The 12526-nt window shown below is 62.9% G+C and carries 12 protein-coding genes; 7 read left to right on the top strand and 5 right to left on the bottom strand.

Annotated elements, in window-relative coordinates:
• Positions 1-33: 33 nt before the first annotated feature.
• On the bottom strand, positions 34-2637 hold the full coding sequence (gene cckA / locus V8P77_RS33225) for a cell cycle histidine kinase CckA (RefSeq protein WP_335916570.1): 2604 nt from the start codon (positions 2635-2637) through the stop codon (positions 34-36).
• 298 nt (positions 2638-2935) lie between these two features.
• Between cckA and V8P77_RS33220 the strand changes: the two genes are divergently transcribed.
• Positions 2936-4006, top strand: a complete 1071-nt coding sequence (locus V8P77_RS33220) for a flagellar biosynthetic protein FliO (protein WP_335916569.1) — start codon at positions 2936-2938, stop codon at positions 4004-4006.
• A gap of 412 nt (positions 4007-4418) precedes the next feature.
• The gene (locus V8P77_RS33215) at positions 4419-5054 is read left to right on the top strand and encodes a DUF1062 domain-containing protein (protein WP_335916568.1); all 636 of its coding nucleotides are present in this window, start codon (positions 4419-4421) and stop codon (positions 5052-5054) included.
• Between the two features lie 63 nt (positions 5055-5117).
• On the opposite strand, the gene dksA is transcribed toward V8P77_RS33215, so the two are convergent.
• Positions 5118-5537 (bottom strand): RNA polymerase-binding protein DksA, encoded by a 420-nt coding sequence (gene dksA, locus V8P77_RS33210; RefSeq protein WP_003540142.1) that lies wholly within the window; start codon positions 5535-5537, stop codon positions 5118-5120.
• A gap of 276 nt (positions 5538-5813) precedes the next feature.
• Between dksA and V8P77_RS33205 the strand changes: the two genes are divergently transcribed.
• From V8P77_RS33205 to V8P77_RS33190, 4 genes are all read left to right on the top strand, one after another.
• Positions 5814-6308 carry a SixA phosphatase family protein gene (locus V8P77_RS33205; protein WP_335916566.1) on the top strand — a complete coding sequence of 165 codons (495 nt, stop codon included), beginning with the start codon at positions 5814-5816 and terminating at the stop codon, positions 6306-6308.
• A 198-nt stretch (positions 6309-6506) separates the two neighbouring features.
• Positions 6507-7979: a YcjX family GTP-binding protein gene (locus tag V8P77_RS33200; protein WP_335916564.1), complete on the top strand. Its 1473-nt coding sequence runs from the start codon at positions 6507-6509 to the stop codon at positions 7977-7979.
• Entirely contained in the window at positions 7976-9055 is a 1080-nt protein-coding gene (locus V8P77_RS33195) for a YcjF family protein (RefSeq protein WP_335916562.1), read from the top strand. Before V8P77_RS33200 ends, V8P77_RS33195 begins: the two co-directional genes overlap by 4 nt.
• 210 nt (positions 9056-9265) lie before the next feature.
• On the top strand, positions 9266-9817 hold the full coding sequence (locus V8P77_RS33190; RefSeq protein WP_027667695.1) for a hypothetical protein: 552 nt from the start codon (positions 9266-9268) through the stop codon (positions 9815-9817).
• Positions 9818-9885: 68 nt separating this feature from the next.
• Here V8P77_RS33190 and folK read toward each other — a convergent pair whose 3' ends face one another.
• The 3 genes from folK to folP are packed head-to-tail and all read right to left on the bottom strand — an operon-like array spanning position 9886 to position 11628.
• A complete protein-coding gene (folK, locus tag V8P77_RS33185; protein ID WP_335916572.1) occupies positions 9886-10404 on the bottom strand; it encodes a 2-amino-4-hydroxy-6-hydroxymethyldihydropteridine diphosphokinase in 519 nt (172 codons plus the stop codon).
• Positions 10397-10762 (bottom strand): dihydroneopterin aldolase, encoded by a 366-nt coding sequence (gene folB, locus V8P77_RS33180; RefSeq protein ID WP_027667693.1) that lies wholly within the window; start codon positions 10760-10762, stop codon positions 10397-10399. The genes folK and folB overlap by 8 nt, the downstream gene beginning before the upstream one ends.
• On the bottom strand, positions 10759-11628 hold the full coding sequence (gene folP / locus V8P77_RS33175; RefSeq protein WP_168287496.1) for a dihydropteroate synthase: 870 nt from the start codon (positions 11626-11628) through the stop codon (positions 10759-10761). Before folP ends, folB begins: the two co-directional genes overlap by 4 nt.
• Before the next feature lie 101 nt (positions 11629-11729).
• Here folP and V8P77_RS33170 point away from each other — a divergent pair, with 101 nt between their 5' ends.
• The gene (locus tag V8P77_RS33170) at positions 11730-12356 is read left to right on the top strand and encodes a DUF922 domain-containing Zn-dependent protease (RefSeq protein WP_131666877.1); all 627 of its coding nucleotides are present in this window, start codon (positions 11730-11732) and stop codon (positions 12354-12356) included.
• The last annotated feature ends 170 nt before the right edge of the window (positions 12357-12526 follow it).

The following is a 12526-nucleotide window of genomic DNA, read 5'->3' as shown; positions in this document are numbered from 1 at the left end:
TGCGGTACGGCACGACCTCTCTGACCCATACCCTCACCCGTCCAACGTCTCCTTCACCACAACAGCGAGCTGCTTCAGCGAAAACGGCTTCGGCAGGAAGCCGAATTTCGCCTCGGGCGGCAGGTTGCGGGCAAAGGCATCTTCGGCGTAACCCGAGACGAAGATGAACTTCATGTCGGGATAGGTCTTGCGCAGCTCTCGCAGCAGCGTCGGACCGTCCATTTCGGGCATCACGACGTCGGAGACGACGATATCGACCTTGCCGTCGAGTTCTTCCAAGATGGCCAGCGCCTCGACGCCCGAGCCTGCCTCGTGCACGGTATAGCCGCGCGTTTCCAGCATGCGCTTGCCGCCGCGGCGCACCGCCTCCTCATCCTCGACAAGAAGGATAACGGCCGATCCCGTCAGGTCTTCCGGCTGCTGCGGCGATACCGGCAGCGGCACCAATTCGGCCCCGGCGATGGCGCCGTCGATCGAGCCTGCTTCGGCGGCTACCGCCGGCTCCGGGATGTGGCGCGGCAGGAAGACGCGGAAGGTCGTGCCCTTGCCGACTTCGGATTCCGGCTGGATGTAGCCGCCCGACTGTTTGACGATGCCGTAGACCATGGCGAGGCCAAGACCCGTGCCCTTGCCGACATCCTTGGTGGTGAAGAAGGGCTCGAAGATCTTGTCCATGATCTCCGGTGCGATACCGGTGCCGTTATCGGCTACTTCGACCAGCACCATGTCCTCGGCCGGCATGTAGGAGTAGTTGAAGGCCGAGACCTCGGCGGCGGTCAGATTGCGGGTGCGCAGCGTCAGCGTGCCACCCTCGGGCATCGCGTCGCGCGCATTGACGCAGAGATTGATCAACACTTGCTCGAACTGCGAAAGGTCGGTTTTGACAGGCCAGAGGTCGCGGCCATATTGCACGTCGAGCTTGACATTGGTGCCTGAAAGCAGCCGGTCGACCAGCATGCGCAGGTCGCCGACGACATCGGTAAGGTTCAGCACCGAGGGCCGCATCGTCTGCTTGCGCGAGAAGGCGAGCAGCTGGCGCACAAGCACTGCGGCGCGGTTGGCGTTGCGCTTGATCTCTATCAGGTCGGCAAAGCTCGCATCCGAAGGCCGCGCCTGCAAAAGCAGGTGGTCGGAGGAAAGCAGGATCGCCGTCAACACGTTGTTGAAATCATGCGCGATGCCGCCGGCGAGCGTTCCCACGGCATTCATCTTCTGCGTCTGCGCCATCTGCGCCTCCAGCGCCTTCTGCTCGGTCACCTCGACGGCATAGACGATCGCCGCCTCCTCTGGCGCCTCGTCGCTCTGGTCGATGACGGCATTGACATAGAAGCGGAAATAGCGCGCCTCGTCGATCGGCGTCCGGGTGTCGAGGGGCGCGATGTCGCCCTGCCGGTCCTTGGCCGCCGCCAGCGCCGCGACGAGCTGTGGCCGGTCGCTCTCCTGCACGATGGTTTCAAGATGCGGCGCCTTTTCGAGGTCGTCGCGCGAGACGACGCCGGAGAACATCTTCAGGAACGGCGCGTTGGTCCGCAAGATGCGCCCGTCGCCGTCGACCGAGGCGATCGCCATCGGCGTATTGTTGAAAAAGCGTGTGAAACGCATGGCGGCGGCCGAAGCGGACTGGCCGCCGGCATCGCTCTTTTCACGCGCCAGCACGATCGTCCGGCTTTCGCCCGGAGCGCCGTCGCGCATCGAGGTGACGCTATGAACGATTTGCACCGGCAGGCTCTGGCCGTTGCTCTTGCGCAGGTCGAGATCGAGCGTCACGGTCTTCTTCAGGCCCGGTTCGGCCTGCACCGACTGGATCAGCGCCAGTCCCTCGCCCGCCACGACGTCGCCGATCGTCATCGAACCCGGCACGAACTTGGTGAGGTCGAGGCCCAGCCACTCGGCAAGCGTCGCATTCAGGTAGAAGATTTCGCCCTTCCTGCCGGCGGAAAAAAAGCCGGCCGGCGCATGGTCGAGATAGTCGATCGCGTTCTGCAGTTCCTTGAAGAAGCGCTCCTGGTCGTCGCGCTCGGCGGTGATGTCGGTGATCTGCCAGATCTGCAGCGGCTTGCCGCCGTTCTCCTCCGGCTGCAGCAGCCGCGCCTTCAGCCGGTACCAATGCGCACCGGAGCTGTTGCTGCCAGGCCCGACGGCGCGCAACAGGCGAAACTCCTCCCGGCCTTCCTTGCCCTCGCGCAGGCCGTTGACCAGCCTGTAGAGCGCCTCGTTGGATTCGCGGTGGCGCGACAGCAGCGTTTCCAGCGTCTGCACCTCGGTCGCCTTGCGCGCGCCGGTCAGCGCGCCATAGGCGGCGTTGGCATAGATGATCCGGCCTTTTTCGTCGGTGATCAGCGTACCGTCGGGATGGCTGTTGAGGAAGGCGCGCGCCAGGCTGTCGGACTGGTGCTGCGGCATCACCTCGATGAAGCCGATGACCGAAGACACCAGGAAGAAGATGCCGACCATGGCGAGCACGCCGAGACCGCCAAGCACGACCTCGTTGTCGAGCGACTTTTTGAAGAAGACGAAGGCGCCGGCCGCCGCGATCAGCACGAGCGCCAGCAGAAGAATGCGCAAGACCGTGCCAGAACGCCCCCCACGATCCACAAGCGGTGCGTTATAGTCGTCGGCCTGACGCGGTTTCGTCATATATTCCTCACATAAGCCCTCCCGCTTCGTAGCACGAACACGAAGCAGGAATCAGGCACTCTTTCCTTCTTAGCAATTTGCCGCGTCGGCAAAAACACCGCTGGCCGGCAAGACTGCTTGAATTCACAGGCAACAGCGCCATCTGCCCCAAAAGCCCAACGCTGCCACCCGTTCACAAGGTCGCCGAGTGTCTGCAGCGGAACACGAAATCGCGTTCTCCCGTGACTGGACAGCATCGGCGGCCCTTGCCTAAGGAACGGAAAAGTCGTCAATATGTGCCGAATGCGAAATGGAGTGAGTGACTATGTTGGATGATGTTGTCGGAGCTTATGGCAGCCGTTTCCTGCTGGCGGCCGGTGGCGTCGGTCTGGCGCTTCTCCTGCTCATCATCGTGCTCTGGGTGATCCGCAGCCGGGCGCCCTCGCCCTTCGTGCGCGGCGGCCGCAATCGCCAGCCCCGCCTGCAGGTGCTGGATGCCGCAGCCGTCGATGCCCGTCGCCGGCTGGTACTGGTGCGCCGCGACGACGTCGAGCACCTGATCATGATCGGCGGCCCGAGCGATATCGTCATCGAAAGCCGTATCCTGCCCGCGGCAGCCGAGCAGCCGGAAAGCGCCAACCGCCCCCATCCCGTTGAGCAGCATCCGATATCCGTCGCGCGACCGGAAACGCCGCCGGTCTCGCCACCACGCCCGCCGGTCGCAGCCCGTGTCGAGCCGGCGGCCGAGCCCGCTTTCTCCGCGCCGGTTCCGTCGGAGCCGCGCCCGCGCCCAGAACCGTCGGCCCAACCGTCGGCCCAACCGCCAGCTCAGCCGGCCGTGGCACCGCCGGTGGTCACGAGCCCTCTTCCGGCAGAGCCCGTGACAGCTCCGCTGTCGGCCGAACGCGACAATCCTCTGCGTGCCGTCCCACCCCAGCCGCGTCCGCTGGAGCGTCCGGTCGCTCCCCCGGCCGCGCAGCCCGCACCGTTCCACGATACATCGAGTGCCGCCGAAATCCTCGATGCCGCCCGCCAGCGCGTGCTGCCGCATCAGCGCATCGAACCCGAGGTCTCCGCCCCGCCTGTCAAGGACATGCCGGCGGCCGCACGCGCCGCGCCAGGTAGCGCCGAAGACGATTCGGCTGCGCAGTCGGCAGCAGCGAGCCGTCTTGATTTCCAGCGGGTGCTGGAACAGGAAATGTCGAACAATCTGACGGCCGAACGCATCGTGCCGGCGCCGGCAAACCAGGCGCCTCGGCCCGGAGCGCCGCAACCCGGAAACCTGCCGCGCCGCGATCCGGAAATGGCCCCGATCACCGGCGCCGATACCGATCTGCAAAAGGAAGTCGCCCGCATCTTCGGCGAGATGAGCGTCAACCGCGACAAGTGACCCGGGCGCGACAAGTGAGCGGAAACGCACATCCGACCTTCCTTCATCATCAAGTTGCATAAAAGCCGCAATGCGGCGACTTTCAGTTCCCGATGCGTCAGGGGACTCCATCTTGTGCTGATAATTTGTTATCGCTCCGGTTGAAGAGCGTTGGCGCATCGAGGTCATACTTTGCCTAAGTAAATACCGGTCTCACTCCAGTTTCACCCGTACTGCCGGACAGCGACACACTGACGGCGTATGAACATGTTCATCGGGTGGTGGCGAGAGACCGGTTTGGCATTGTTGACATGTGCCATGTGCAGCTCCGCTGTCTCAGCTCTTCCGCCGCCCAGAACATCGCCACACCGCGCCCGCAAGGGTTTTCTCACGCATCATCCTGGTGGACTTCCGAACGGAAGACCAACACGATATGTGCAATACCCTTTGGGTCCGATGGACCATTCTGCCGAAAACGGCGCCCCAGCCCTGGATTGTATGCAGCGGCTGCGGGGGCCTCAGAGCTTTCCGATGCAGCGACAAGATCCGGCTCAACGCCAATGGCCGCAAGCTCGATGCCTGGCTTATCTACAAATGCTCGAGCTGCGAAAAGACGTGGAATCGTCCGATCTTCGAGCGTCGGAATGTTCGCGACATCGATTCCGCAGTCATTGAGGCGTTGCAGTCCAGCGATCCGGATTGGATCCGGGCAGAAACGTTCAACCTCGAAGCTCTCAGGCGCAAGTCGCAGCGTGTCGAGGAGTTTGCCGAATTTGAAATCGCAAAAGAGATGCAGCAGGAAACTGCCAATTGGACGAGACTGGAAATCGAACTGATGGTTCCGTTTCCATCCAGCACGCGCCTCGACCGCCTCTTGGCGTCCGAGTTGCAAGTTTCACGCACCCGGCTACAGGCTCTTCACGATGGCGGCATGCTGCGGACGGATTCGAATCGAGCCGACGTTTTGCGGCGGCGGATCAAGAACGGCACCAGAGTTGCAGTCGACCTCGCCGACGAGACCGGCCGGGAGCAATGGTGGCGGTCTGTAGCAACCGGAAGCTCACCGTAATTGTAAAAGGCGCCGCGATCAGATCGCGGCGCCTGTTCTGCTCTCATGCCTGCATGAAAACTCTCATTCGTCGCGATAGACCTTTTCGCGGCGTTCGTGACGCTCCTGCGCCTCTATCGACAATGTCGCGATCGGGCGCGCGTCAAGACGCTTGAGGCCGATCGGTTCGCCGGTTTCCTCGCAATAGCCGTAGGTGCCGTCTTCGATGCGCTGCAGTGCCGCATCGATCTTGGAAATCAGCTTTCTCTGCCGATCACGGGCGCGAAGTTCGATCGCCCGGTCTGTTTCCGACGACGCTCGGTCAGCGAGATCAGGATGGTTTGCGCTTTCCTCGGCCAGATGGTCGAGTGTCTCGCGCGCTTCTCTAAGGATATCATTTCTCCATGCAACCAGCTTGGACCTGAAATAGGCACGCTGGTTTACGTTCATGAACTCTTCCTCTTCCGAGGGAACGTAATTGCTAAGATCGATCTTCTCACTCAACGCGATTCTCCTGAAGAACATCTCATCTGGCGGGGTGTATATCCCAAGCGCTAGTCGCGATTCAAGCCAAATACGACAGGTAAACAGATTTTTAAATCTGTCACAATTTTTAGCTAACGATCTATTTTGTCATGGTTATTCCGGCCGCCGTTTTTTGCTTCGCCTTCAAAACGCCGTGTTGTCGGCCACGTTTTAGGCAGTTGCGGCCCGCCTGGCGATTGACGGCGACCAATCGCAACCGCTACTGAAAAGACCCGCCCGATCCTGGATTTGCCCATGACCGTACCGCTGCCTCCGCCCAACCGCATCTATCTCCTGCGTCATGCCGAGGCCGCCTGGGCCGAACCCGGACAGCGCGATTTCGACCGGCCGCTGAACGAAAAGGGCTTTGGCGATGCCGAGATCATCGCCGATAAGGCCGCCGACAAGGGCTACCGTCCCGATCTTCTGATCAGTTCGACGGCGCTGCGCTGCCGCGACACATCAGGCGCCGTCCACCGGGCGATGGGCGTCACGCTCGACGTGCGGTATGTCGATGCGCTCTACAACGCCACGGTCGATACCTATCTCGATATCGTCGACGCCCAGGATGAGGCGGCCGTTATGCTGGTCGGCCACAATCCAACCATGGAACAAGCGCTGGAGGCGCTGATCGGTCATGAGGCGATGGTAAGCGCCCTTCCTGGCGGCTTCCCGACGGCAGGCCTTGCCGTCGTCGATTACGACGCTCCCGCCGCCGTCTGGCGCCTCAGCGATTTCGTCGTCGTCTGAAGACTAGAGCAATTCCAGCAAAAGTGTGCCGCGGTTTTGCCAGGCAAAGCGCGAAGCGCTTTTGCCGGGAATCGCGAAAAAACAATGAAATAGAGCATTTCCGTGATTCGAAGAAAAACGGAAATGCTCTAGCGCCGCTTCTTTTGCGGGCGGCGCGCCCTTCCTATATTGCGGGCAGTCACCAACCGGAATTGCGCCTTGCCGCCACGACTGACATCCTTTGCCGATGATGCCCGCATCGCCTTCGACAATCTCGCCGACCGGGCGAGCGGCCTCGTCAATCCGACCGTGCGGCTCGGCGTTACCGGCCTCTCCCGCTCCGGCAAGACGGTCTTCATCTCCTCGCTGGTTCACAATCTGCTGCATGGCGGCCGACTGCCGCTATTCGAGCCGGTCCAATCCGGCCGCGTCTCGGCGGTGCGGCTGGAACCGCAGCCGGATGATGCCGTGCCGCGCTTTCAGTACGAGGACCATATCCGCGCGCTGGTGAAGGACCGTATCTGGCCGGATTCGACCCGCGCCATATCCGAACTGCGCATCACGCTGGATTATCAGAGCGCCAGCGGCTGGAATCGATTGTTTTCGCCTGGCCGCTTGTCGATCGATATCGTCGATTATCCCGGCGAATGGCTGCTCGACCTGCCGCTGCTCGGCAAGGATTACCGAACGTTCAGCGAGGAAACGTTGGCACTTGCCGAAACCGGCGTCCGTTCCGAACTATCGAGCCAGTGGCTGGCGCTGACGCGCGCCGCCGATATCCATGCCGGCGCCGACGAGATGGTCGCCCGCGACCTCGCCACCGCCTTTGCCGATTATCTCAAAGCCTGCAAGGCAGACGAACGCTCGCTTTCCACCCTGCCGCCTGGCCGTCTGCTCCTGCCCGGCGATCTCGACGGCTCGCCGGCGTTGACCTTCGCGCCGCTGGCTCTGCCGGACGGCCGTCCAGGCCGCGGCTCGCTCTGGACGATGATGGAGCGGCGCTACGAGGCCTACAAATCGGTCGTCGTCAAACCTTTCTTCCGCGAGCATTTCGCCCGGCTCGATCGTCAGATCGTCCTGGTTGATGCGCTGCAGGCGATGAACCGCGGCCCTGAAGCCGTGCAGGATCTGGAACGCGCGCTGACCGATGTGCTCGCCTGTTTCCGCCCCGGCACCAATTCGCTGCTATCCTCCCTGCTCGGGCGGCGCATCGACCGCGTGCTGGTCGCTGCCACCAAGGCCGATCATCTTCACCATGAAAGCCACGACCGGCTCGATGCGCTGACCCGCCGCCTGGTGGATCGCGCCATCGACCGCATCGGCATGGCCGGCGCCGGCATCGACGTCATGGCGCTTGCGTCCGTGCGCGCCACCCGCGAGGCGACCGTCAAGCGTGACGGCCATGAACTGCCGGTCATCGTCGGCACGCCGATGGAGGGCGAAACCATCGCCGGCGAGCGCTTCGACGGGGAGAGAAAGACCGCGATCTTCCCCGGTGACCTGCCGGAGGATCCGGAAAGCCTGTTCGACCGCATCGCCTCGGGCGAGACCGGCCTGCAGCTGCCCGATGTCAACGTCGTCAGGTTCCGCCCGCCGCATCTCGAGGAAACCGGTGGCGGCATCAAGCTGTCGGTGCCGCATATCCGCCTCGACCGCGCCATGCAGTTCCTGTTCGGAGACCGTCTCGCATGAGCAAGCCCCCGTCCGATCCGCCGCGCCGCGCGCCCGCCGCCTTCAGCTACGAGGACGAGGCCGCCGAGCCGCGCGATAACGGCCGGCGAGGAGGTGAGCGTCGCAAGCCGGAAAGCTTCTCCGAGAATATCGTCGTGACGCCTGATGAAGACGATCCCTTCCTCAATCCCGACAAGGATCTGAGCGCGGTCCCCGCTGCCGCGCCGCGCAAGCGGCGGACCTCCTTCGGCAAGATCGCCGCCGGCGCCTTCGGCATCCTGCTGTCTCTGGCCATCGGCCTCTGGACCGATCGCCTGATCCGCGATCTCTTCACCCGCGCCGACTGGTTGGGCTATGCCGCCCTTGCCGTGCTCGCGGTCGGCATCCTTGCCGTGCTGGCCCTCGTCATCCGCGAAACCGTCGGCATGATGCGCCTTGCCGCCGTCCAGACGATCAAGGCCGAGGCAGACGCGGCGATGCTCGAAACCCGACCAGTGAAGGCGCGCGCCGTCGTCGCGCAGCTGACTGCGCTGCTCTCGGCAAATCCCGAGACTTCAAAGGGCCGTGCGACGCTGAAGGCGACCGAGGGCGAGGTCATCGATCCCCCGCATCTGATCGCGCTGGCCGAACGGGAACTGCTCGCTCCGCTCGACCGCAAGGCCCGGGCGCTGATCGTCGACGCCTCCAAGCGCGTCTCGATCGTTACCGCCGTCAGCCCGCGCGCCGTGGTCGACCTGCTCTACGTGCTCTACGAGGCCGTGCGCCTCATCCGCGCCATGGCCGAGCTTTACGGCGGCCGACCCGGCACGCTCGGCATGTTCCGTCTGCTGCGTGACGTGCTGGCGCATCTGGCCGTCACCGGCTCGATCGCGGTCGGCGACAGCCTCGTCCAACAGGTGCTCGGCCACGGGCTGGCCTCGAAGCTCTCGGCACGACTGGGCGAAGGCGTCATCAATGGCCTGATGACCGCCCGCATTGGAATCGCGGCCATGGATCTCTGCCGTCCGCTCGCCTTCCGCGCCCTGAAGCGGCCGGGAATCGGTGATTTCATCGGCGATCTCACTCCCTCCATGTCGCCGCGCGGCAACAATCCCTGAATGACGCACTGGTTCGGCAGCTTTCACCTTCCCCAACGTAAAGTGTGTGAAGATTCAGCGGATTCAAGGCTGTAATGGCGGAGTGTTAAAATCTCCGTCACACGAAAGCCCTGCATTTCCTTGCATTTCGGCACAATCGAAAGGAAGGATTAACCATTCTTCGGCAAAACTTGCGGCCAGTTCGTGAGTGGTGTTTGCCAAGGAAAATCCATGTATTCGCGCAAGTTTCTCATCGTATGCGGCTTGGCCGCCGCGGCATTGTCTCCCGTCGCAGATGTCGCACCGGCAGCCACCGCTGCAACCCGTGACAAGGCCTTCTTCGATTCCGTTGCCGGCTCCTGGAAGGGCCCCGGCGAAATCGTCGCCGGCAAGTACAAGGGCACGAAATTCACCTGCAACCTGATCGGTGAGCCCACAGGCGACAGCAGCGCCGGCATCAAGCTCGACGGTACCTGCCGCGTCGGCGTCTTCAAGCAGCCGATGACCGCCGTCATCTCGCAGTCGGGCTCGACCTACAAGGGCAAGTTCCTCGACGGCGCAGCCGGCAAGGGCCTTGACGTCGTCTCCGGCGCCGTCAGCGAGGATACCGTCGTCGTCGGCATCAACCGCGCCAAGCTGAACGGTGCGATGATCGCCCGAGTGCGCGACGACAAGACCATGAACGTCACCGTTTCGGTCAAGGTCGAAAGCCAGATGATCCCGGTGATCGGCCTGACGCTGACCCGCCAGGTCGACGAGATGGCCGTCGGCTCGATCCAATAGAGAAACCGCACAGCGGATTTTCCTGAAGCGGCGGGACTCCCGCCGTTTTCCGTTTCAGGTTCCCTGCTTCAGGCGCTCAGCCACCACTCGCGGCTGTCGTCGGCGAGCTCTATGCCGGTCAACTCGGCATCCGACAGCCAGTCGCTGACCGCTCTGCCCCTGACGACAAGGCTCGGCGCGATGTCGGCAAGCGGCATCAGCACGAAACCGCGATCGGTCATGCGCGGATGCGGCAGTTCCAGCCGCGGCGCGTCCTGGTTCACGTCGCCATAGGTCAGCACATCGATATCGAGCGTGCGTGGCCCCCAGCGCTCGATGCGCTCGCGTTTCATTTCCCGTTCGATCGACAGGCAGACATCGAGCAAATCCTCGGGCTCCAGCCTGGTCTCGACGGCAGCGCAGGCGTTGAAGAAGAACGATTGGTCGGTCTTTCCCCAGGGCGGCGTGCGATAGAGCCGCGAGACCGCCGTAACCCGGCAGTCGTCCCGTCCGTCCAGCCTCTGCAGTGCCGCAGCCATCGCCTTCACAGGGTCGCCGATATTGCCGCCGAGCCCAAGTGTGGCGGATTGCAATGCGGCCTCAGGCAAAGTGCTCAACGCTCACCTGCACGAAATCGAGTACGCCGGGCACCGGCGCGTTCGGCTTGCGCACCGTGATCTTGGCTCGCCGGATCTGCGGGAATGTCTCGCAGAGCCCCTTGGCGATATCGAGCGCCAAGGCCTCAATCAGGTAGCGGCGCTTGCCAGTGACGATCTGCTCGATCACGGTGAAGGCGATGCCGTAATTGACGGTGTCGTTGATCGAATCGCTTTCCAGCGCCTCGCCGGCGACGACATCGAGCTCGGCATCGACGAAGAAGCGCTGGCCGAGGAATTCCTCCTCGTCATGCACGCCGTGGCGCGCGAAGAAGGCGCAGTTCTGCAGCGTGATCGTGTAGGTGGTCATGTCGGCCGCTTCCTCTCGAATTCCTGGCGCGCATTAAGCATAGCATCGGCGATATCGAGCGCATCCCTGTTGATTGCGACATTGTGCACCCGGAAAACCGCAGCTCCTTGAAGTCTGAGCAGCGCGCTGGTCGCAGCCGTTGCCGCATCCCTGTCCTGCGCCTCTCGCCCTGTCACGGCGCCGAGGAAGCGCTTGCGCGACGTGCCGGCGAGCAGCGGCAGGCCGAAGCGGGAAAGTTCGGAAAACCGCGCCATCAGTTCCAGGTTCTCCTCCGGCGTCTCCTTGGCGAAGCCGAAGCCCGGATCGAGCACGATGCGGTCGCGGTTGACGCCTGATGCAGCGGCGATATCAAGCGATCGTTCGAGGAAATGCACCTGATCGGCAATCACATCGACAAGTTTTACCCTGTCGCGACCGGTGTGCATGATACAGAGTCCGGCTCCGGTCACCGCGGCGATATCAGCGATATCGGGCTCCTTCTGCAGCCCGAAGACGTCGTTGACGATATGGGCGCCGGCACTGATTGCAAGCCGCGCCGTTTCGGCGCGATAGGTGTCGATGGAAATCAGCGCCTGGGTGCGGCCGCGCAGCGCCTCGATGACGGGCAGCACGCGCGCCTGCTCCTCAGAAGGGCTGACGATTGCTGCGTTCGGCCGGGTCGATTCGCCGCCGATATCGATAATGCCGGCACCCTCGCTCACCGCCCGCAACGCCTGTTCGACCGCCGCATCGACGGTTTCAAAGCGTCCGCCATCGGAAAAGGAGTCCGGCGTCACGTTGATGATCGCCATGATCACCGAACGACGCCCGAGTTCGATCTCCCGGCCATGGCCGACACGCCATATGCTGCCTTCGAGCCCTGTCACCAGACTTATCCCATTGATGACGAAAAAAGCGCCATCTGATATTGCGCTTGGGGTGGCTATGCCCCAAGCTCCTGCCGATTTCAACACGGGTTGCGTTCAGAATGCCGCTTGCAGTGCGTTATATGGTCGTTCCTATCGCCTTTTCCATTGCTCTTTCCCTCTGCAGCCCGTCGGCAGCCGAAGTGATCGCATCGAAAAGCTATTCCTATTTCGACATTCGCGGCAAAACCGCGGATGAGCTCGACCGCGAACTCAGCCGGCGCGGCCCGACGGCGAGTGGTTCCTCGGCGCGCCATCCCGGCGCTACGAAGATCCGCTTCGGCGGCGAGGCAACCTATATTCAGAATAACGGGCGCTGCCGCGTCGGCAACGTCAAGGTCACGGTCCACACCCAGATCATCCTGCCGCGCTGGAGCAGCCGCAAGGGCGCCAGCAAGGAGCTGTCGATGATCTGGGACGCGCTGTCGAGCGATATCAAGCGCCACGAGGAGCGCCATGCCGAGATCGCCCGCGACCAGGCCCGCGCCATGGAGCGCGCCATCCGCGCGCTGCCGCAGCAGCGCAGCTGCGAAGCCATGCAGGAACTCGTCTCCAACGAATCAGCTCGCGGTATAGAGGAGCACGACCGGCAGCAGGCGCGATTCGACCGGGTCGAGGCGGTCAATTTCCAGAAGCGGATGCTGAGGTTGCTGAACAATCGAATCAATGGTCGAGCCGGCGCAAAATAAGGCTTTTTCAGTCTGGTTGCGAGCGGAAAACCTTAGCTGCATAACGAAACTTGTGCGAAACTTGCACCCTCCCCAGCGATTGAATGGTCATTTTTCATCCTGGCAGACTCAACCGGAACGCGTTAATATGAACACATTCGAAAGTTCAGGTACGGCATCTGCACTTTCAT

Origin of the sequence: Rhizobium aouanii (genome assembly GCF_037002925.1) — a bacterium.
GTDB classification, from domain to species: domain Bacteria; phylum Pseudomonadota; class Alphaproteobacteria; order Rhizobiales; family Rhizobiaceae; genus Rhizobium; species Rhizobium aouanii.
Note: the sequence above shows the minus strand (reverse complement) of the source record. Positions and strands in the feature narration are given on the sequence as shown.

What these genes read in the sequence shown, in the direction of transcription:
- V8P77_RS33170 (WP_131666877.1), top strand. Translation starts at nt 11,730, where the DNA reads ATGCCGCTTGCAGTGCGTTATATGGTCGTTCCTATCGCCTTTTCCATT.
- cckA (WP_335916570.1), bottom strand. Translation starts at nt 2,637, where the DNA reads ATGACGAAACCGCGTCAGGCCGACGACTATAACGCACCGCTTGTGGAT.
- V8P77_RS33205 (WP_335916566.1), top strand. Translation starts at nt 5,814, where the DNA reads ATGACCGTACCGCTGCCTCCGCCCAACCGCATCTATCTCCTGCGTCAT.
- V8P77_RS33190 (WP_027667695.1), top strand. Translation starts at nt 9,266, where the DNA reads ATGTATTCGCGCAAGTTTCTCATCGTATGCGGCTTGGCCGCCGCGGCA.
- folB (WP_027667693.1), bottom strand. Translation starts at nt 10,762, where the DNA reads ATGACCACCTACACGATCACGCTGCAGAACTGCGCCTTCTTCGCGCGC.
- V8P77_RS33215 (WP_335916568.1), top strand. Translation starts at nt 4,419, where the DNA reads ATGTGCAATACCCTTTGGGTCCGATGGACCATTCTGCCGAAAACGGCG.
- V8P77_RS33195 (WP_335916562.1), top strand. Translation starts at nt 7,976, where the DNA reads ATGAGCAAGCCCCCGTCCGATCCGCCGCGCCGCGCGCCCGCCGCCTTC.